Raw genomic sequence first — 20753 nt, 5'->3', positions numbered from 1 at the left:
GGGTCGAGGAGGTATCTGGACGTGTCGCTGCTGGACGAGTGATCATGCCGACGGCTGGCGGTCGCCTGCTGGAATTTGCGCAAGATTATTGACAGTACCACGATGCATGACATATGGCAAATGGTCTGCGGGCAAGAAGACAGAAATCCCGACAGACTCTCATCTTGGCCTTGTAAAACCTACGTGGAACTTGTCAAAATCAATATCGATTCCAAAACCAAAAGCACCCACATGAATTTTCTCAAGAAAGACTTGAGGAACTACTTGAAGCACCGCGAAAGAAAAGCCGCAAAAAAGCCTAGACTCTAATAGCCGAGGTTCTCCCCGCATCCCAATAGTACGCCAGGGCCAGCATGAGGGGCCAACTGATGGTAATGAGAGATTCCATGAGACCGATCACAAAGAAGCATGCCACAACGACCGTCAGCACCGCTGACGCGAAGTCATGGCGCCCCTGATAGAGTGTGCGCATCGCCAACAGGATGAGGATTCCGTAGAGCACCACTCCCGCCAGACCGCCCGATACCAGCACGTGCAGGAAGAAGTTGTGGGCATTGTTGTAGAGGAAGTCGTTGAAGAACAACCCGAACCTCACCGATGCGCCGTAGCCCAGAAGCAGATGATCCGGCGTCATGAGCGAGAAAACGCCATCCCATACGAAGGTGCGCAGCGTGAACGTAACCGTCTTCCCCAAGACTCCCACGATGATGGGCGCGAAAAGCTCCTGGATCTTCACTCCCATCAGAAGCACGGCCGCGACCACGTAAGCCCCGAAGCAGCTGAATCCGTTGACCGCCGGACGCGTTTTGCGAAACTGCACCGCAACAAACAGCACGGGAAAAAGAGCCAGGGCAACCACTGAGGTGGCCGAATAGGAGACAATGCACTGCACAAGCCCTATGGCGAAAAGCGCGACACTGCGGGCGGAGCAGCGCCTCCCCCGCTGCGCATCCAAGAGCAGCGAGCAGCCAACCGACGGCAGAGCAAGATCGATGGAAGCATTCTTGTGACCGTAGAAATTCGAGGGCTCCCGAGTGCCCGTTACCACACCCTGAGGCCATCCTAGCACTGAAATCGTATTGCAGATCGACAAGACCCCCGTGACGATCAGGATGGCCCAGAGGAGTTCAGTCATGCGATCCCTGTACGCATAGTTCACGAGCAGCACTGACACGAGAAGAGGAGCCCAATCGTAGAAGCATTGTACGTATATCCACGTACGCCCTGCACCTTCGTTGATGAGCGTCGAAAGGAACATGAGCGCCGTTATGGCGATAGCAATGAGCGAGAAGGCATCCTTGCTGCCATGTCGTATGCACAAGCAGACGAGCGCGGCCACCGTCGCCACGCGCCACACCTTGAACAGCCCGGCCACCTCGGGAACAACACCCCGAATAAACCCCGTCGGCTCGAAGAACGGTATCAGCAGAGCAGCGAATAGGAGAACGTATCGCCAGTCCGTTCCAAACGAATTCCGCCTTCGGGGCACGGTGCTGCGACGACGCCCGTCTTTATCCGAGTGTGCCATCAAAGCGATCGCCATGGCCAATGCGCCTTCCCTTGCTCTTATCTTACCTTGCCTGTTAATGATATTGAAGTGTACCACGCCCATCCCCGACCACCTGGATCGCCAAGCAAGGCACGTCGAACAAATCACACGGCATCGTTAGAGCCCGTCGGCACAATCTCGGCGTTGAACAAATCCGCGAAGTCCAACAGGCTCTTCTCGGGCATGGGGCTGTAGGCGGCGAAGTCCGTGTCCGATGCGATTATCTCCATTGCCGCGCAGAAGAGCATCTTATGGCGGCGGGAGCCGAAGGCTACCAGCTTGCCGTGGCTGCCGCAGCGGGGAGGCCGCTGGCCCTCACGTAGGGCGTAGTAGCGGGCAATGCCGTCATCCCGCTGGCCGTCGCACTCGAATTGGGTCAAGGCGCTTCGCGGGCCATCGGGGCCGTCCGTGTAAATCCAGATGTCGCCGCCTTCGGCGAGTCGGCGAATCAGGCGCCGGTCGAGCCGCGTCTTCCAGCGCGGAACCCGGCCGTCGAGCAGCTTGATCGCATTCTCCCGGGCCTTCCCCGTCAAGTGGTCGACGACAATCTCGCCCTTGCCCAAGTCCAGCCTAACGCGCCACTTCCCCACGATCCTCGTATGACGAAGCGCATAGGCCGAGCAGGCCATCTCCCTGACCGACCACCTTAGGGGAATGCTCGCGCCGTCGAGGCGCAACTCAAGCCAGATATCCTCGCTCTCGTCCAAATTGCATGCGAAGTCGAACCGGAAGGAGCGGCCCAGCTTCACCGTTGCCGTCGGACAGCCCTCCACTATCTCCGTCAGCGCCAGGGCATCCGCACTGCCCCCGCGATCGACCTTTCGGGGGCGCCGGCGCAGCAACAATTCCACTCCCCCTTCCCAACCGGCAAAGAACGGCGAGATCAGCGTACCGGATACGTGCAGCTCGCCATCGCGCACGGCAATCCGCGTCAGTGTCGCGCTTGCGCAGCCGTCAGCAAACACGAGGGCATCACCCCTCAACACCGCAAGAGCCCCCGGCGCCACGCGCCAGCGCAATGGCTCGCGGCGCTTCAAGCTCAGTGCGAACAACCGATGCTCCTCCCGCAGATTGGGGTGCCTTAGTATCAGATCGTCATCCACGCACTCCATGAGGTTTCCCAGTCGGCCCAGCGCCCTACCGTAGGCTGCGCCTTCCAAATGCGCGGGCAGCGCGATGCCCGCCTTCAGCTTCCACGAGAGATCGTTCACAAGCAGTCCCTGGATATAGGAAGGCACTTCGTTGCCGTAGCGGCCGAAGAAGTCCTCGAACAGCGCGATGTTGTTGTCGTAGAGGCGCTCCGGCTGGCGCAGGGCAGTGGACGCCCCCTCGTCGCTGCGAATCCACCGGTATTCCGCTTCGGCGCAGAAGCCCAGCTGCATGCTGCGCTGGAGCACGTCGGTGCAGTACTTCTCGTCCTCGTGCACGATAACGCCGTTAGCGGGCGCGAAATCGAAGAGCACATTCCCGTCGAAGCGATTGCGCACGGCCACGTTCATGGTGGCCTGGGCAATCGTGGCGTTCTCCGGAAGCGTCAAATCGTAGATGCCCGTCTCTCGCAGTACATCGTAGCGGTGGTGCAGCCGCTGACGCTTTCCTTCGCGAATCGACACGATGGGGTAAGTGGCCAACTCCACCTCATCTGGGCACGACTCGAAAAACTTCGAGACATTCTCCAGCGTCTCGGGGCTTAAGGAGTCGTCCGGATCAAGGAAGAAGAGGTAGCGGCCACGTGCGGCTCGGATGCCCGCATTGCGCGCCTCGGAGACGCCGGCGTTCGGCTGCGCGACAACGCGTACCCAGGGACGCTCTGCGGCAAAGGCCTCGCAGAGCGCAAGCGACTCATCCGTAGAGCCGTCGTCGATAAGCAAAACCTCGAGATCGCTCTTGCTGATTGTTTGGCGCTCCAGACAATCGAAGCACGCTTTCAAGTGCGAAGCCTTGTTGTACACGGGAACGACGACGGAGGCCGCAGGCTGGCGATCTGAATATGACTCGCGGTCGGTCATTGATTATCCCTTCAACGACTTCTCAAGGATCTCCCGACCGAGCGCGAACTCGATGATGCGGTCCGTCGCATGGCCGTCGCATGCGCCCATGAAGCGGTCGCGGAACTTATCCACCTCGGACGAATCGAAGCTCTCGGCGCTTTCTGCAATCGCCTGAATCACCTCTTCGGTCGAGGTGCAGACGGGGCCAGGGGTGAGCGCATCGTAATCGTAGTAGAAGCCGCGCCAATCAGCGTACTCGTCCTGATCGAAGGCGAAAAACACCATGGGACGACCGAAAAGCGAATACTCGAACACAAGCGAGGAGTAATCGGAGATCACCGCATCTGCGCTGCAGATAAGCTCATTGATGGCGATATCGTGCGTGACATCGAAGGCGAAATCGCGACAGCACTCTGGTATGGCGGGCAACTCGCGCACAAAGGGATGGTGCTTGATGAGGAGCACCGCATCCTCCCCCATGGCACGTTTCATGGCCTCGATGTCAAGGGCAGTTGGCGCTTCCGCATGAGCCACTCGGCCCCGAAAGGTAGGGGCGTACACGATCGCGCGTTTGCCCTTCGCCTCGGGGACTACGGATAGCAGCTTGTTGCGGCTTTTCTTCAAGTATGCCTCGTCGAAGAACACATCGGTGCGACTCACGCCTATCGGCTGCACAACGCCGGGTTCATCCTGCAGCACCATAGCCTCCTCGTAGGCCCATACGACCTCCGGGCTACTCACCGTGACAAGCGAGAGATTCTTGTAGAACGGATGGCGCAGAATCTCATCGCGAGACCCGCCGAAGATGAGATCGGCGGTGCTCATACCCCACTTCTTGAAAGCGCCGCACCCATGCCACAGCTGAACCACCGTCGTTTCCTCTCGCAGTGGCAGGCAGCTTACGACGTTGGAGGCGTCGTTCAGGAAGACGCACTGGGCAGTGGCGAGATCACGGACGGCTTCGATGCAGTTGCGATAATACTGACGCAGCCTAACGCGGGTCTCCCCGAGAGAAATGAATTCGACGTCGAGTTCGGGCACGCAACTCAGACGCTCGTAGAGGACTTCGAAGCTTTCAGGGACAGTCGGTTCCTTGTTTTCCAGAAAGACGACCTTCCCCGGCTGAATGGGCTGCTTGGCCGCGCGGCGGTACTCGCCCGGCAGAATGCGGAAGAGCAGCAGATCCTTTGCCCATTGGCGTATCCGATGAAGCACGGCGCCCTTCGCTCGCGTCAAAAGCGGCTTCTTCTCACTGGTCTCGTTCATCGCTTCCTCGCTTGGATGACTCTACATGTTCCAGCGGATGACCGTCTTGCCCATGGGTTTGCGGATGTCCGCCTCGAAGGCCGCCGAAATATCCGATATTTGCCGGGCCTCGTTCACGCTGCAGACGAGAGCGGCGAGGTAGTCCAGCACCTCTGGATGCTCGTGGTAGAGCCGCACCGTGGCCTCGAAGTCCTCGCGACCGCTGCGGCTGCTGCCGAACAAGCGCAAGCCCTTCTCCAGCACCATGCGGGTGTTGATGGGCACGTTGTTCTCGGAGACGCCGAGCAGCGATACGGTGCCCTCGGGGTTGATGCGGTCGATGATCTGCTCGATAGCGGCGACGGATCCCTCGCCGCCGGCGCATTCGAAGGCGTGATCGACGAGCTCCACGCCGCTCACGTCGTCGACAAGATGCGTCTCGTCCGCGAACGTGAAATCGTGCAGCTTCGATTCGTTGCGACCGAATACGACGATCTTCGTATCAGGGTATCTCGTATGAAGAAGCAGCGAGACGATGTAGCCCATGTTGCCGTCGCCCCATACGCCGATGCGCTCGCGTCGGCCGTGGGCGATTTTGTCGAAGCGGGAGATAGCATGGGTGGCCACGCTCACGAGCTCGGTGAAAGCCGCCACCTCGCAATTCACGTCCTGAGGAAGCAGCACCACGCGCTCCGGCGGAAGAACCATGCTCTCCTGCATGAACCCATCGAAACCGCTGCCGCAGAACCGGCTGGATCGAAGGTAGTTCTCAGCGATAAATTCATCCTGTTCGGTGGGGGCGTTGGGGAGCATGACGACGATATCGCCGGGCTGGAACGCACCCGTGTTATCGCTGACCACACGGCCGATACCTTCGTGGATGAGCGCCATGGGCAGCTTCTTGTCCAGCACCTCCTTGCTGCGCGTCCCCTGATAGTAACGCTGGTCGGCATTGCAGATCGACAGATATGTTGGTCGAACGATGACCTTGCCGGTGGTGTCCTGAGACACGACAACCGGCTCGATAGTTCGGGGGGCTGTGAGGCGATAGACAGTATTCAGCATCGGCTAGGCCTCCAGCATTGCTTCTGCCACGCGCAGATCCTGCGGATAGGTGATCTTGACGTTCGACACGTCGCCGCGCACCAGGGCCACCTTCTTGCCGCGCAGAACGAAGGCCTTGCAGGCGTCGGTGAGAATGGCGCTCTCCTCGGGAGTAAGCGATTCCAACGTTTCGCGCAATTCGCGCATATTGAAGCTCTGGGGCGTCTGGCCTTGGTAGAGCACGCTGCGGTTCGGGATAGAAGAGATGAGCTCGCCGTCGAGACTCTCAACGATGGTGTCGGTGGCAGGCACGACGGTATCGCAGGCGCCATGAGCGAGAGCGGCGGCGATGTTATCCTCGATGATGCGCAGCGAGACGAAGGGCCGCACCGCATCGTGGGTGACGATGATGGAGGCGTCGTCCGCCTGGCACTCGTCCTCGAAGTAGCGGATGGCGTTCATGATGGTGTCGTTGCGCTCGGCGCCACCGGCGATGACGGCAACCTGGCCAGCGTACTGTGGGCAGTGCTTGGCGATGATGTCCTTCGTCTGCTGGATCCACGTTGCCGGCGTGAGCACGAGGATCCCATCAAAGCATCCAGCGGCGCAGAATTTCTCGAGAGTGTGCACAAGAATGGGCTTGTCGCCCAGATAGAAGAACTGCTTCGGCTTATTAGGGTTCCCCATCCGAACCCCCGACCCTCCCGCAAGAATAGCAGCAAACTGCATGTACGCTCCTTTAGTCAACACGCAGCGCCCAAGACGCCACGGACCTTGTTACGTCTGCAATTCTACCATTGAGCCTCAAGCCCACAACGCCGTTCCACGACAGTCGCACATTGCCGAATGTTGTGAAAACTTACGTCAAACGGCCAAGAGTTGTATGTTCAAGCATAAAATGGATGCATCAAGCGCAAAAAGGAGCTCGTATGTCGATTTTGCTATTCCTCGTCCTCGGAATCATCGCCTTTTTCCTCATCAACTACTTGGGGGGAAGGCACATTCAACAATCCTACCAAAACGATCTCTTCGATGGCGAATTCGGAAAGAGCACAGTATTCAATATCGCCTTTCGCATCATTGCCCCCGTCGTCGTCCTCACCCTCTTTGGTGCCCTTTGCTTTTTTGTTGGCCTCCGTTTCCAATTCTCGTGTCTTTTGATCTCTGGAGGAACCTATTGGACCCTTCGCATTTTGGCATGGGTGTCAAAGCGCCGAACCGTTCGCTCTAACCTTGCAATGGTCTTTGCCCAAGCCGCAGTTTCGCTCCTCTTGTCTTGGTATCTGTTTACGGCAATCGGGAATGACCCCTTGCGATCTCTGATTCCTGACGTCGGAGATGTTTCGCTGGAGTTTATCATCCTCGCCATGACCGTGCTGTTTTACATCTTGGCTGAAAGTCCGATGTTCCGAAAAGACCGCTCGCCTAGATCGCCTCTGATGGAAAAGCAGCTATTTGCCATCGACAAGCTCTGCCGAAAATCAATGCCCGAACGATATAAGCAGGATACGGCACTGCTGATCTTGTTCTACACTTTCGCGCTCATCGAGGACACCTATCGACCCTCGTGGATCCGACAAGCCGAGCGAATCGCTTACCATGTTCTCCCCTTCAAGAAACCGGGAACCTTTGGGCTGATGCAGACAACGTCTGACCGTCCGCTTTCAGATGAAGAGAGCATCGCTTGTGCGTATGACATAGTGTCGGATATTTACGATGAGTTCATCGAAACATACCCTGAGTTCACAATTGACCCCATGAATGAAGAAGGACACGCACCCTGTCTGGTTTCCTTCCAAGATGGCTATATCTACGAGTTAGCAGAGATGCTCACGGCGTTAGAGATTCGGTCAAGCACCCTATACGGAAAATACTGTGGAACGTATCTTCTGGACGTATATAGCTATTTCGATGCCGCCAAAGCTTTCGTGCTCCGGCAATACAACATCAGCCGATCCCAGAGCGTCCAAGTTTCACACATCACGACAAAACGATGGGCTTCCTTGGCAGTTAACGGATGGTGTCCTCTGAACCAGCAGAGAGGCTTCGCTTGCCAGGGAGGAGAAGATGCGACGAGGACGCTTGTCGGCAGATATCATCCGGGCGGAGAGAAGCTGCAGTCGCACCTGATGAAGCATGATCTGAAAGGATGTGTTTATTTCGCATATTGGGGCGTTGACGGAACGGTAATCGTGCTTTCCGAGAATTCTAGAGAGGAGGAAGCTTCAACAGTAGCCAAGGAACTCGATATGTCGATCGAATCCATTTCATACCACTTTGAAGAACTCGCCTCAAACCCTCGAGGCTTTCTTGACGCTTCGCTCATCAAAGAGACTCATGGGTAAAACCAATCGAAGCAAACTATCGCGGCATAGCTAGCCGTCCGCCGTATTTTACGAGTGCCATTATTCCCGCACTCCCGAACCACGATGACAATCGATCATTTGCACCATCTTTATTCTACCGATTTAACGGCTTCAAGTGTTTGCGCATCTCTTCATACTCCTGAGTAGCCAGTTGAAGCTCTTCGAGAACACGCTTTCGCAAAGTCTGAAACGAATCCAGCATCTCTTTTGGATCCCCTATCAATAAATGCGCTTCAGAGTCGTCGGTCTGGTCGTCGATGAATATCGAAAAGACGCCACCCCCGCCATCCCGAATCACATATTCCGGCAATAACTTATACGTCTCTTCGATCTCCCCGCTGCAATCTTCGTAGTAGCGAGAGACAGCATCAATGAAATTGCTCGTCAGTTGACAGATGCTTTCGTGAATCGCCGTTACTTCGCAGTAAAACGACAGTTTCACAGAACCACTGCAGACACTTTCGATAATTTTCTGATATATATCAATTCTTTTTTCAAACAACTCTTTATTAGTAAAAAATATCGGATTTCGCAATTGATATAAATCAAAACCAGCATGCTGGCGATCATTATCGTCTGGACAAAGAGAAACTATAAGCTGGCCATGCTGGGCGTGATTTCGAAGAGTGTGAGCCAGCGCATAATTAAAATTGCCGTCGTATTCACGACGAAGATCATCGATAAAGACTTGGGCCTCAGCGTATCCATCCTTTTTGGCTGCATTGCAGAACGCTTCTAGGAACTCAACGAGGTTAACGCCATTGGAAACATAATTCATCGCATAAGCATTGACAGTAATCCTATCATCCATACCCGTACCATTGTCGGTCGTTCCGTCAACGATCCCGCTATCAAACATCAAAATGCCATGAGTCAGTTGCCTATAGTTCCAGAGATATACGTCAAAAAGCTGGTCTACACTTGTCAAAGCGCCGGATAAAAGGATCCACTTCCTCATCACGGGGCCATATTTCGAACCAAAATACCGCCCTTCAGCAACCAACTTCACAATCCAGTCATCTGATTCGTTTGCCTTATAGCTCGTACAAGAATCCATACGAGTTCCATCCTTCCCGATTGGCGACCCTACCGATTTCTCAGGTCTTTTTCATTCCCTCCATGGCATCCTAATCGTTACAGAGCCGCCTCGGCAATCCTCTCCAACTCACTTCGAATCCCCGGGAAGGTTCTCCTCCCCTCTACGTAGTCCGCAGCCTGTATCTGCCCCTGTATTCGAGACAGCAGGCTTAAGTCGCCACTCGCTTTCAGACTCCGCGTGTTACCGACTATCTTGCTTCTCAACTTGTTAGGCGCGACCAATGCACCATCAGGTGCTAGGCAAACACCTGTTACGATCTTGAAATCACCGGGAAGACGATACTTCGTTTTGGATCCCTTCGCCCGGTGTCCATACTTGTGCAGAACGCCATCGACCTCATAGGCGAGTTTTTTCCAGGAGAAGTTGTCCTGTGAGGAGAAGGTCATGTCATCAACATAGAGAGTAAACGTGCACCCGTATGTACGAGCGAGGTCCTCTATTTCCTCGAACATTTTTGCATAGGCAAAGTACGCCACTGCCTGACTTGCCGGACTCCCTGTGGGTATCCCTCCCTGATACGTGCAAATATCTGTCAAGCACTGCGCCACATCTGGCGAGCATTCAAGCCTCTCGCGAAAAAGACGGTACACGTACTCCCGAACGCAGCTTGGGTAGAAAGAGCTGATGTCCATTGTCATAACATAGCCATTAGACCGATGCTTTGAGGCATTGTCCTTGTAAGACTTTCCCTTGGTCGCAGATATCACCCAGTCGGGCTTTTCGATTCGAGCCATCAAATCCCATACTCGACGTTGCCACTTTTTCATCTTGCTGCATGGAGCCTCGATGGTTCTGCTTCCCCCTGAAGACTTCTCTTTGTCAAAAATGTTGTATTCTGAGAAACACTTGACGCGGCGAGAATCTCCCTTTTGCATATACAATAGCTCTTCAAGATCTCGCCTCCTTCCCAGGCGATAGATGGGGCTTCTCTGAAGAGGATATTGTCTGACCGTCTTCTTCATCGGAGGTTCACCGCCATGTTTTCGATCACGGAATTCAGAACCTTAGAGGTGAGCAGCCTCGCCTTGGCCTCATCAGAACCCCCGTCGTATTGCTCTGCCAGCAACATGATAGAGGACAACTTGATGCCAGTCACATCGGCATAGCGCTCCAAAATTCGCATGGTAGGCTGCTTCGTGTTGTTTTCGATCTCGGACAGATAGCTTCTGGATATACCCAGCATAGAGCTCATCTCCGAAGCAGAGTAATCGAAAATGAGACGTATTCTCCTCAAGGCAGTACCGATCATCTCGTCCTCGTTTCTTTGAACGTTCACGAATGCCAGGCAGGCCTTTACCAAAATCGAAGCTCTACGAGGAAAACAGGTTCTTCATGGCCACCACGATTCTGATAATCGCAACGAGCAGATCGGCTCTATTTAAAATAAAGCGCGCTACTCGGGCACGAAGCGAGACTCGCTTGCCCTGCCGTTCCTCCCCTTTCGTCTCGGTGCTTCCTGTAGTAGGTCCGCAGATTCCCATGAATCGCTCCCTTCCGCCTCGCACGACAATACTTTATTCGCGAGGCCTCCCAGAGAAGAGAGGGGTCCACAAGAAGCGGCCTACCCGGCTTTCTGCGCTCCGCGCGCTCCCAGCGCGGAGCGCCGGGCGGTGTGCACGAAGCAGTGGCTGGGGCAAAGCCCCACGGGCGTCAGAGACGCCCCAATGGATGGGAGCCGACCCGTCATAGGTGACGACCTTGATTGGGAGTATAACATATCATTTCGCTATTTGCGACAAAATTTCGCAAGTAGCATACAATGGCAGGGTTGCCCCCGTTCCCCGTTCGAGAGCGTTCACATATTTTGATCCACAAGCTGATCGAAAACACTAGACTTTTAGTCAATGGTTCTATAACATTTCGTCGATAAGAAAAGCTCATGCCAGAGCTTTATCGGCCCCGAGCGCCCGCGTTCGGGGCCGTTTTTCTTGAATACATTTCCGTACGCGACACCGAGCGCTCCATGGTACATCAATTCTGACAGCCTCCCATGACGGCATCTTTTTCATATTCGAAACGCAAAACCGAAGGAATCGCATGACCAAAGAAGCGCTCATTACCAACGTTTCTTGCAACCTGCAGAAGCAAGCCGGGATCGCTTACGCCATCGGAATCGAGAACGTACGCATACCTTTCTATCAGGCACCCTCCGACTTCTTTTGCGAAGAATACACGACACTTTGGAGGAAGCACAATACAGCCCTGTTTAGATCGTTGCAGCTCTACGTTCGCTATTTAACTATTAGCATGGGAAGAAGTACTTCCTGATGTCGATTCCGACGCAACACCAACATTGATCATGGACTATCTGCATCCAGTTTTCAAGACAATTTGAGACGTCCCCATCACCTTCAAAGACCAGCTTTTGAGAGCGGCAACTATTTTGTCTCACGTTTCAATAGGAGATCTCGAATATATCTCGAGCAAGCACAAGGATCGCAGGAGAAACCAGGCAGACGCAATGAAGCGAGCTGCAGCAATAGATGCTGATTTGTCGCCCCCATACGAACTCGCCGCTAAGGATCTGTACGGATCGGATACTGCCAAACATTTTGCAAGTCTTCATGGTAGATTCGTGCATGACGCGCATCCGACCCTTCTGGAAGAAATAAACGACGCCCAGCAAGACTCAAGTGGAGTCACCGTATACCACTCAGAAGGATCGTACAATTTGAGCGCTGAGATCAAAGTACTATTACTTCACTTGCCCCTGCTCTGCACGTCCTATCAAGCCTTCAACGAGTACGCTAATAGCAAATATCGGTCATTGAGCCACCATCCTTATCCGGAAAACGGACGCAGCTCGAACGAGAATGCGCGATTGGACTAGCTCCGCATGATATTGCCCGATACCGACCGCTTCGCTCCCGCATATGTCTCCGTTATAAAGTGAATAGACCAACCGTCAGCGAGTACGGGCGTCGCACCTATTATAGATTCCCTCTCTTGCTTACGCGGTAATCTATAATAGGACAATTGCGGTAACTTGAAAGACTTGAAGGTCTCTTAGCATCCTTGCAGCCACATTGCCAATGATCAACTCTGCTTCGACAATCTAAGATAGAATATCTAGCATTCGAATAACGCATCACCGCAGAACCAGGAAAACAGATTAGTGCGCAAGATCGTCATTGGCATAGCAACTTTTCTTCTGGCGGCGCTCTATGCGCTGTGCTCGTTGTTGCCGCAACGGCAATGCATCGTGTGCATCAGCCGGCAGAGCGATAGCGCGCCGATCGACTTTCGACTCATTAAGGACTATTGCGAGCGCCGCGACCCGGCATGGGAAGTCATCATTCTTCCCAAGCAGCTGCGCAATCCAACGACCTACCTACTCGAGATGATCCGCCAGGTCTACTACATCGCGACGAGCCGCGCCGTGGTGCTGGACTCCTACTGCATCGTCGTCAGCCTGCTGCACGACCGCATTCGCGTGCCCGTCATTCAAATCTGGCACTCCCTGGGCAATATGAAGAGGTTCGGCTACACCGCCTTCGGCACAGACGAGGGGCATTCCGAGGCGACGGCGCGCCTGATGCACATGCACGAGGGCTACGACGCTATCGCCACCTCGTCCTTAAGCTTCGCCGACGAGTTCGCCGCCGCGTTCAACGCCGAGCCGGCCAAACTCTTCGAGGCGCCCCTCCCCCGAGTCGACCTCCTGCTGGACGAGCAGCACCGCGCCCGCCAGCGCGAGGCCATCCTCGCCGCCTACCCGCAGCTGCGCGGGCGCGATACCATCGTCTACTGCCCCACTTTCCGCAAGCAGCCGGCCGCCAACGAAGCCGAGGCCGCGGGCGCGCTCGTCGATGCCGTCGACTTCGACCGCTTCAACTTCGTCTACAAGCCGCATCCCGTGAGCAAGCAGGTCATCGACGATCCGCGCATCGTCACCATCCCCGGAGGCCAATTCGATGCCCTGTTCGTGGCCGACGTCATCATCAGCGACTACTCCACCGTCATCTACGAGGCCGGCCTGCTGGACATCCCCGTCTACTTGTACGCCTACGATTGGGCTACCTACCGGGAGAAACGCGGCCTCACTATCGATTTCGAAAACGACGTTCCCGCGCTGTTCACAGACGATCCCGACGCAATCATAAAAGCCATCGAGGACAAAGAGTTCGATGCGGAGGCCTACCGTGTCTTCGAAAACGCCAACGTCACGCTGCCGGAAAACGCGTCGTGCACGGAGACGATCTGCGAAGTCATCATCCGCGCTGCAACGCCCTGCAAGAAAAAATCCTAAGCCGGCGAGTCCTACTCGTGACTCTCATAGAATGCAATGGCGTCTTGGATGGAGCCGTCGAACTTCTTTGTGCCTTTGTCCAGCACGATACCGCGAGTGCAGAACTCTTGCGCAGCCGATGAGGAGTGGGTGACGAAGAGCACCGTCACGTTCTCGTCCTCCATGATCTCGCGCACGCGGGCGAAACACTTCTGCTGGAACTGTTTGTCCCCCACCGACAGCGCCTCGTCCACCACGAGAATCTCCGGGTCGCTGGACACGGCGAAAGCGAAACCCAGGCGCGACTTCATACCCGACGAGTAGGTGCGCACCGGCTGGTCGATGTACACGCCCAGATCGGCGAACTCCACCACCTTGGGCTCCAGCGCGGCAATCTCGTCCGCATCGAGCCCCATGGCGTGCCCGCGCAAATGAATGTTCTCGCGCCCCGTGAGCGCCATGTCGAAACCAGCCGTGAGCTCCAGAAGCGCGCTAACCGTGCCGTTCACGATCACCTCACCCTTAGTTGGGAACGTCACACCGGTAATCATCTTCAGCGCCGTCGATTTTCCCGCGCCGTTGTGCCCGAGAAACGCCACCGCCTCCCCTTTCTTTATTTCAAAAGAGAGGTCGTTGCTGGCGTTCACCTTGGTAATGAGCTTGCGCTTGTCGCGGCTGCTAAAGATGCTGAAAAACCGCTGCCGGTCGTTCTCGTACAGCTTGTAGGTCTTCGTGACATGGTCGAATTTGATGGCGACGGGCGCCTCGGCGCTAGAGGACATCGGCCACCTCCTCGTGCGTGCGCCGGTAGATCACCAGCGTGACCAGCAGCGTGACGACGAACACCACGACAAAGCCAATAATGGCCTCCGGCTTGTCCCAAATCCACATCTTGTCGTACACCGCGCAACGGTACATCGTGACAATGAACGTGATGGGATTGAGCATAAGGATCAGCTCAATAACGGGAATTCCCAGATTAAACACGTTGAAAATGATACCCGACAACCAAAAGAGAGGCGTCGAGAGCGTCTTCATCAAGTTCATAAAATCCTTGCTGATGGCCGAGAGCAAGCTTGTCACAAGCGAGAACATGTTGAAGAACACGAACATGAGCACAAGGGCCACCGGCAATTGCAGCAAATACAGATCCAACGGCAAACCGCAGAGGAAATAAACGACAAGTAGCGCCACCACAAGCCCCAGCTGAACGACGAACGTCGAAATGCTGAAGATCGTCGGAATGCCCGCAAGCGGAAACTTAATCTTCGTGACCAAATACGAGTAACGCTTGAAAACATTGATGCCCGTGCCGAGAATTTCCTGAATGTAGAACCAGGGAATAAGGCCGCCCATAAGCCAGAGGATATAGGGGACATCGGAACCCGTCTGGTCAGCGCTACGCAGCCCAACCTCGAGCGCGAACCAGAACACCAGAATGTACACCGCCGGCTTCGCGAAGAACCACAAAGGCCCCAGCACCGCGCCCGCCGACGTTTTCTTCAGATCGAACAGCCCCAGGCTCAAGATTTGCTTGCGCCATTGCCACTGTTCCTTGAGTATCTCCGAGAGCGTGCCCACGATCCTCGTTTCTCGCAACCGATAATCAGCGAGCTTCTATTCTACCATTGCTTCGCCGCCATCACAGTACCCATACGCGATTGTTCGACTGCAGGAGGCAGGATGGTGAACCGGATGGTGAACCGGGGTTGTGCCCTGAATAGCGGATCGCCCTCATGCACTCGCAGTTATTTCGCACTTCCGTTAGCCGCATCCCTCTCTTCTGCCATCATTGCCGCAACATCCTCCTCGTGATTGCCCTAGGCGGCAGGCACGACTTGAAGCCTGAATCCAAGGCAATCAAGCACATTAACAACAGTGCTGAAGCGAGGGTTGCCCGATTTGCTCAGCGATTTATAGAGGCTCTCGCGTCCGAGGCCCGTTTCCTCGGCAATAGCCTTCATGCCGCGCGATCGGGCGATAACGCCGAGCGCATCTGGCAGAATCGCTGGATCCCCCAGCTCTAGGACGGCATTGAGAAACGCGGCAACGTCCTCGCTGGAATTAACATCCAACGATGGATCCCATTCTATCCATTCGCTATTCATAGTCACGCCTCCACGACTCGTAGATCTCCTTGGCGAGTTTAATGTCCTTCGCTTGAGACGACTTCGTGCCTCCAACGAGCAGCAGGAGGAGGACTGCGCCTTCAAGGGCGATATAGACGCGATATCCAGCTCCGAAATGAAATCTCAACTCGAATACTCCATCGCCTACCGCTTTCCAATCCCCCGTCAATGCCCCATAGTGCTTGATCTGAAGGATCCGCGCATTGATACGCGCGATCACATTGCGATCCCTGAGAGAAGACGCCCATTTCTCATAACGCGGAGATTTGACAATCCTCACAGTTGCTCACCCCTTATTGTATCTTATAGGATACTAATGTCAAGACGGAATTTGCGCTCTAAAGCGATATCCGACCTTGAGACTGTCCTCGATTCATCGAGTTAGGGCAAGCCCAGCCTTTGCTGGAATACTACCATACATTTGTTCTATTTTCAACGTACAATTACCCTTTATGCAATGCCAACAGGGAGAAGGGCAGAAGCATCCCCATTACATATCAACGCGACTTCGTCCATCTAATTCGCGCCACAGCTCGTCCTTCAACTCCGCCGCCAGCTCTGTATCGCGCAGGCGTAGGCTGCAATCGTCGGTCTTCGGGAAGGCGAGCAGCGGCAAAGAACCGTACCAAATAAGAGCGTCGTCGATGATTGCCAAACGCGTTGGGCCGTCCTCAAACCAAGTAGCTTCAATGCCAGCCTCTCTGAGCAGAGCGGCAGCGGCGGCGTCTCTGGAATCCGTCTGCTCGCTCGCCGCATGCTTCCGCACCGCGCAAGTCACCTCCAGACCCCTCTCGCGAGCATCCCGCAGCGCGGGCAGAAGCTTCTTTACCGCTGCCTCGCTCGCATAAGGGGCCCTCACCAAAATCGAGCGCTTCGCCTCTCGAATATCCGTTTCGAACCTACCAAGCCAATCGCCCTTCCCAATGAAAGAGCCCCCATTCGCCCCTTCATCCTCATCTGTTGGCGAGCACACTTCGTAGCCGAGGTTTCCATAGGTCTTCAGCCGTTTCTTGTACATGCGCTCGAGCATGGGAACCGATACATCCACGTAGTCGTAGACGACCACCTCGGTCTTGCCCTCGAACTCGCGATGCAGCCGACCCGACTGCTGGGTGACGTTGCCGTCCCAGGCTATGGGCGTCGTCAGGAACAGCGCATCGAGCTGCGGCATGTCGAAGCCCTCTCCCAGATAGCTCTCCGTCGCTACCAGAATGAAGGGCTGGCCATCTTCGGACCGCTTAGCCCTCTCGATGGCCTCGCGTCTCTGCTTGGGCGTACCCTCCCCGATCAACAGCCTCGCGTCAAGGCCGAGCGAGCGCAGAGCGTGATGGATCATCCGAGCGTGATACTTCCGCTTCGACACCACCAAGGGCGTGCGCCCGGCCGTTACGGCTTCATGAACGTCCTCCACGACCAGGGCGTTTCTCTTGCCGTGCGCGCAAAGCTTCTCCAACACTTGGGAATACGACGCACCCGCCTCCAAATCGGGCAACCGCGCGGCCGAAGAACTCGCCGTTGGAGCTCACCCGAATGCCGGATCCCGCAAAGCGTTCGTCGCTTACTCGATAAAGGGCATCAGATTCTCTTAAAAGAGCCGTCCATCAAAGAGCGCGTATTTGGACAGCTCTTCCATTCCCTACCGCCCGTGCCGGCCGTACCAGCGGGGCTTGTCTTCTTGGCGGGTGTGGCGGCCGTGGTAGTGATGGCGCAGGACTTGGTCGAAGATGCCGAGGCGCCACAATATCAAAAACGACCCCATCAGCATGATGGCGATCATAGCCCACACCGCAACACCGTGGGTACTGCTCATAACCCAGGCGCCCACGCCCAGAAGCGCCGTCCAGGCGTACACGATGACGACGCTCTTGCGCACGCCGTAGCCCTTGCGCAAAAGCATGTGGTGCAAGTGCTTCCGATCGGCCTGCTGGATGGGCTGGTGGTGGTACACGCGCCGAATGATGGCCGCCGCCGTGTCGGCGATGGGGATGGCGGCGATCACAAGGGGCACCGCCAGCACGATGACCGTGGGCGAGCGCATAACGCCCATGAGCGAGATGACGCCGATCATGGCGCCTAAGAGCAGCGAGCCCGAATCCCCCATGAAGATGCTCGCCGGCGCGAAGTTGTAGCGCAGAAACGCCAGCGTCGCGCCCAGCAAAATGATGGACAGCATCGCCGTCTCTTCCAAACCGCGCCCGAAGGCGATGAGAAACAGGAAGAACGACGCGATGGCCGCGATGCCCGCAGCTAGGCCGTCCAGGCCGTCGATGAGGTTGATGACGTTCATGAAGCACACGAGGTAGAGCACCGTCAGCGGATAGGACCACCAGCCGAACTGGATGAACCCGGCGCCCAGAGGGTTTGCAATGCTCGACAGCAGAAGCCCCGAGGCCGCGATGATGGTCGCCCCCAGAATCTGCCCCGCGAACTTCACGCTGGGCTTCAGCGAGTACACGTCGTCCATGGCGCCCACGCACACGATGGTGAGCAGGCCGCACATCACACCAGCATGGTTGATGGCCCGATCGGTGCCGTGGATGTAGAACCCGGCCCAGCCGAAGAAGTACTCCCCGGCCACTTCCACGATGAGCGCCGCCGCGATGCCCGCCGCCATGGCGATGCCACCCATGCGCGGCGTGGGGCGCTTGTTGACGCGCCGGGCGCTCGGGTAGTCGACGGCATCCAAACGCAGGGCGAGCCTCCGTGCCAACGGGACGCACAGATACGTCACAACGAAGGCAAGGAGGCCCAGCACCAGGAAATGTCGCAGAGTTACTCCCACGCGGCGCGCATACGGCCTAGAACTCGAGGCCGCGGAGCCACTCGGTGAGCTCGGCCAAGGTCTCGTCGGTCACGCCCAAACGCTGCTCGCGCTCCTGCAGGTACTTCTCGCGTTCCACGAACTGCGCCAGCTGCTCGTCGGAGAACTCGCTCATGTCGATGGAGCGCACGTCCACGACGCGCTTCGCGAAGTCCGGCAGCTTGTCGTTCATAGCTGTGATCTTCACCACGTCGCCCGTGTGCGGCGCCTCCACGTAGTAGCCGTCGCCCAGATACATCGCCACGTGGTGCACATCCCCGCCGTCGGCGAAGAATAGCAAGTCGCCCGGAAGCAGCTCCTCGAAGGGCACTTCCACGCCCACCTCGCACTGGTAGTAGGTCGTGCGCGGCAGCTCGATGTTGAACACCTCACGGTAGCAGTACTGCACCAGACCCGAGCAGTCGAAGCCGGCCGGGGTCGTGCCGCCCCACAGATACGGCACGCCGAGGAACGAGTTCGCGCAGGCGGTCAGGTCGTTCAGCGTGCGGGCCTCGCGCACCGGCAGGGGCTGGCCCGTGGCGATGAGCGTATCGAAGCCCTCGAAGCGCTCGGCGTCGATGGCATCCTGATGCTGCTGCATCGGCGTGTCCGCCGCGGGCATGGAGGGCTTCTCCAGATACACCGGCACGTGGTAGAGCTCCTCGGCCGCCGCCATCTGCTGGCCCCACTCGGCGAGCGCCTGCTGGTACTCGCTCGTGCGGGCGACGTAATCGCGGTACTCGGCCACGAGCGCCTCGTATTCCACCTTGTCGGTCACCGGATCGAGGTACTTATCCAGCCCCGTGACCTCGTCCTTCACCGGCAGCACGAAGGTGTCGGCCAGCTCGTAGGTCAGTGGCACGTCGAAGCGGGTGAGGTCGTAGGTCTCGATGAGGTCCTGCAGCTTCTCGGAGTAGAAGATGTCCGTGGCGTAGCGGCCCACGAGGAAGTCGCAGGCGCCCACGAAGCTGTCGGAGTTCGACTTGCGCGCGCCCGCGTAGAAATCGCCCATGGAATGGCTGAGCAGGTCGGCGTAGTCGGAAAGCGACTCGTCCACCGTCTCGTACTGACGGAAGTCGCTCATGATGGTGTAGGTGGCGCCGGTGCCGTCGTCCTCGCGCGTGGGCAGCTGCACGGAGTTGCCGTGGTAGGTGCCCTTGATGCCGAACAGGTTGTTGTTCGGCGCCTGAGCCAGCGTGGAGTTGCCGGAGGCGGATTCCAGGATGGCCTGGGCGATCATAACCGACGCGTACAGGTCGTTCTCGGCGGCGATGGTGCGGGCCGACTCGCCCACCAGCGAGATGAACTTCTCGGTGGTGAGGTCCTCGCTGTAGTGGCGCGCCACGTAGGCCGAGTTGTCGATGTGCGTGAAGGAGATGGACGGCACCGTGACGGCCACCTGCTTGAGGGGCGTTTGGGCCTGGCCCTTGATGACGGCGGCCGTGTGCGACTCGTCCGTCACGCCGCCGGCGGCACCAGGATTCTGAATGCCGGAATCCACCGGATTGTCCGTGTCGATGACCGGCTCGTCCGGCTTCGCGGGTTCGTCCGGGGTGTCGGGAACATCCGGCGTGTCGGGCTGATCGGGAACATCAGGGGTGTCGGGAACGTCCGGGGTGTCGGGAGTATCGGGGGCGTCCGGGGTGTCGGGCTGATCGGGATTCTCCGGCTGATCGGGAATCTCAGGATTGTCGGGAACATCCGGGGTGTCCGGGGCATCGGGAGTGTCAGGAACATCTGGGGCGTTCGGGGTATCCGGGGTATCGGGAGCATCGGGCGTGTCCGGAACGTCGGGCATATCAGGCGTATCGAGGTCGCCCGGATTGCGCTGCTCGCTTGACTCCTCCGGCTCCGACGGGGGCGTCTCCTGGGTCTGGGGCTGCTCGGGCTCCTGCGTCTTCGGCCCCTCAGGCGTCGGAGCGGTTTCCGCCGGAACGGGATCGGACTCGGGCTCGGGTGCCGTAGACTCCTCAGACTCTGCTCCAGTAGTCAGATCATCGGCTGCCATGTTCCACAGCTCAGCACGCTGCGCCTCGGTCAGACCGCCGAACTGACCGGCGTTGGCCGCCATGTACTCGACGCAGGACTTATAGAGAGTCTTTCCCTCTTTGATCCACGCGATGGCCTCCTCGTAGCTAGCCGGGACATCGTGATCTCGGTCATCCTTGATAGTATGTCCGTCGCCGTCCTCGGCGTAGCCGGTGGTGTAGGTTGCGGCCACGCCGCCCACAGGGGCAACGACCAGCGCCGCAGCAGTGAGAAGAGATACTGCCTCCCTCGGTGAAGTCATCGTGCCTCCTCT

Annotated in this window: 19 protein-coding genes; 3 read left to right on the top strand and 16 right to left on the bottom strand. The window is 57.0% G+C overall.

All coding sequences use genetic code 11. The features are described from left to right. Positions 1-298: 298 nt before the first annotated feature. The 5 genes from ACYVRU_RS04770 to ACYVRU_RS04750 form a co-directional block, all read right to left on the bottom strand. A complete protein-coding gene (locus tag ACYVRU_RS04770; RefSeq protein ID WP_302683309.1) occupies positions 299-1375 on the bottom strand; it encodes an O-antigen ligase family protein in 1077 nt (358 codons plus the stop codon). Between the two features lie 278 nt (positions 1376-1653). Continuing rightward, positions 1654-3558 carry a glycosyltransferase family 2 protein gene (locus ACYVRU_RS04765; protein ID WP_173113739.1) on the bottom strand — a complete coding sequence of 635 codons (1905 nt, stop codon included), beginning with the start codon at positions 3556-3558 and terminating at the stop codon, positions 1654-1656. A gap of 3 nt (positions 3559-3561) precedes the next feature. After that, positions 3562-4806, bottom strand: a complete 1245-nt coding sequence (locus ACYVRU_RS04760) for a CDP-glycerol glycerophosphotransferase family protein (RefSeq protein ID WP_173113742.1) — start codon at positions 4804-4806, stop codon at positions 3562-3564. Between the two features lie 21 nt (positions 4807-4827). Then, positions 4828-5850, bottom strand: coding sequence for an alcohol dehydrogenase catalytic domain-containing protein (locus ACYVRU_RS04755; RefSeq protein WP_173113745.1), 1023 nt, complete (start codon positions 5848-5850; stop codon positions 4828-4830). 3 nt (positions 5851-5853) lie between these two features. Next, positions 5854-6558 carry an IspD/TarI family cytidylyltransferase gene (locus tag ACYVRU_RS04750; RefSeq protein ID WP_173113749.1) on the bottom strand — a complete coding sequence of 235 codons (705 nt, stop codon included), beginning with the start codon at positions 6556-6558 and terminating at the stop codon, positions 5854-5856. 200 nt (positions 6559-6758) lie between these two features. Here ACYVRU_RS04750 and ACYVRU_RS04745 point away from each other — a divergent pair, with 200 nt between their 5' ends. Further along, positions 6759-8174, top strand: a complete 1416-nt coding sequence (locus ACYVRU_RS04745) for a hypothetical protein (RefSeq protein ID WP_173113752.1) — start codon at positions 6759-6761, stop codon at positions 8172-8174. Positions 8175-8289: 115 nt separating this feature from the next. Here ACYVRU_RS04745 and ACYVRU_RS04740 read toward each other — a convergent pair whose 3' ends face one another. The 4 genes from ACYVRU_RS04740 to ACYVRU_RS04725 all read right to left on the bottom strand — a co-directional run bounded on the left by ACYVRU_RS04740 (position 8290) and on the right by ACYVRU_RS04725 (position 10775). Further along, complete coding sequence (locus tag ACYVRU_RS04740) at positions 8290-9252, bottom strand: hypothetical protein (RefSeq protein WP_173113754.1); 963 nt, start codon at positions 9250-9252, stop codon at positions 8290-8292. 77 nt (positions 9253-9329) lie between these two features. Next, the gene (locus ACYVRU_RS04735; RefSeq protein WP_173113757.1) at positions 9330-10256 is read right to left on the bottom strand and encodes a reverse transcriptase family protein; all 927 of its coding nucleotides are present in this window, start codon (positions 10254-10256) and stop codon (positions 9330-9332) included. Beyond that, the gene (locus ACYVRU_RS04730) at positions 10253-10543 is read right to left on the bottom strand and encodes a helix-turn-helix domain-containing protein (protein ID WP_114539861.1); all 291 of its coding nucleotides are present in this window, start codon (positions 10541-10543) and stop codon (positions 10253-10255) included. Before ACYVRU_RS04730 ends, ACYVRU_RS04735 begins: the two co-directional genes overlap by 4 nt. Before the next feature lie 61 nt (positions 10544-10604). After that, the gene (locus ACYVRU_RS04725; RefSeq protein ID WP_173113760.1) at positions 10605-10775 is read right to left on the bottom strand and encodes a hypothetical protein; all 171 of its coding nucleotides are present in this window, start codon (positions 10773-10775) and stop codon (positions 10605-10607) included. Between the two features lie 556 nt (positions 10776-11331). Between ACYVRU_RS04725 and ACYVRU_RS04720 the strand changes: the two genes are divergently transcribed. Further along, positions 11332-11562: a hypothetical protein gene (locus tag ACYVRU_RS04720; RefSeq protein ID WP_173113763.1), complete on the top strand. Its 231-nt coding sequence runs from the start codon at positions 11332-11334 to the stop codon at positions 11560-11562. An 847-nt stretch (positions 11563-12409) separates the two neighbouring features. Continuing rightward, on the top strand, positions 12410-13543 hold the full coding sequence (locus ACYVRU_RS04715; RefSeq protein WP_197745939.1) for a CDP-glycerol glycerophosphotransferase family protein: 1134 nt from the start codon (positions 12410-12412) through the stop codon (positions 13541-13543). Between the two features lie 11 nt (positions 13544-13554). Here the strand turns inward: ACYVRU_RS04715 and ACYVRU_RS04710 are convergent, their stop codons facing one another. The 7 genes from ACYVRU_RS04710 to ACYVRU_RS04680 form a co-directional block, all read right to left on the bottom strand. Continuing rightward, entirely contained in the window at positions 13555-14304 is a 750-nt protein-coding gene (locus tag ACYVRU_RS04710; protein WP_173113766.1) for an ABC transporter ATP-binding protein, read from the bottom strand. Continuing rightward, positions 14294-15103 carry an ABC transporter permease gene (locus ACYVRU_RS04705; RefSeq protein WP_231699492.1) on the bottom strand — a complete coding sequence of 270 codons (810 nt, stop codon included), beginning with the start codon at positions 15101-15103 and terminating at the stop codon, positions 14294-14296. Before ACYVRU_RS04705 ends, ACYVRU_RS04710 begins: the two co-directional genes overlap by 11 nt. A 239-nt stretch (positions 15104-15342) precedes the next feature. Then, positions 15343-15630, bottom strand: coding sequence for an addiction module antidote protein (locus ACYVRU_RS04700; protein WP_302808557.1), 288 nt, complete (start codon positions 15628-15630; stop codon positions 15343-15345). Continuing rightward, positions 15623-15931, bottom strand: coding sequence for a type II toxin-antitoxin system RelE/ParE family toxin (locus ACYVRU_RS04695; RefSeq protein WP_452039482.1), 309 nt, complete (start codon positions 15929-15931; stop codon positions 15623-15625). Before ACYVRU_RS04695 ends, ACYVRU_RS04700 begins: the two co-directional genes overlap by 8 nt. Positions 15932-16141: 210 nt before the next feature. After that, positions 16142-17062 carry a helicase-related protein gene (locus tag ACYVRU_RS04690; protein ID WP_461185762.1) on the bottom strand — a complete coding sequence of 307 codons (921 nt, stop codon included), beginning with the start codon at positions 17060-17062 and terminating at the stop codon, positions 16142-16144. 225 nt (positions 17063-17287) lie between these two features. Then, positions 17288-18433, bottom strand: coding sequence for a glycosyltransferase family 4 protein (locus ACYVRU_RS04685; RefSeq protein WP_114539868.1), 1146 nt, complete (start codon positions 18431-18433; stop codon positions 17288-17290). A 16-nt stretch (positions 18434-18449) separates the two neighbouring features. After that, complete coding sequence (locus tag ACYVRU_RS04680) at positions 18450-20741, bottom strand: NlpC/P60 family protein (protein WP_461185761.1); 2292 nt, start codon at positions 20739-20741, stop codon at positions 18450-18452. Positions 20742-20753: the final 12 nt, after the last annotated feature.

It is taken from the genome of Adlercreutzia sp. CNCM I-6216, from assembly GCF_977113345.1.
This window is presented reverse-complemented; position numbering and strand designations above follow the sequence as displayed.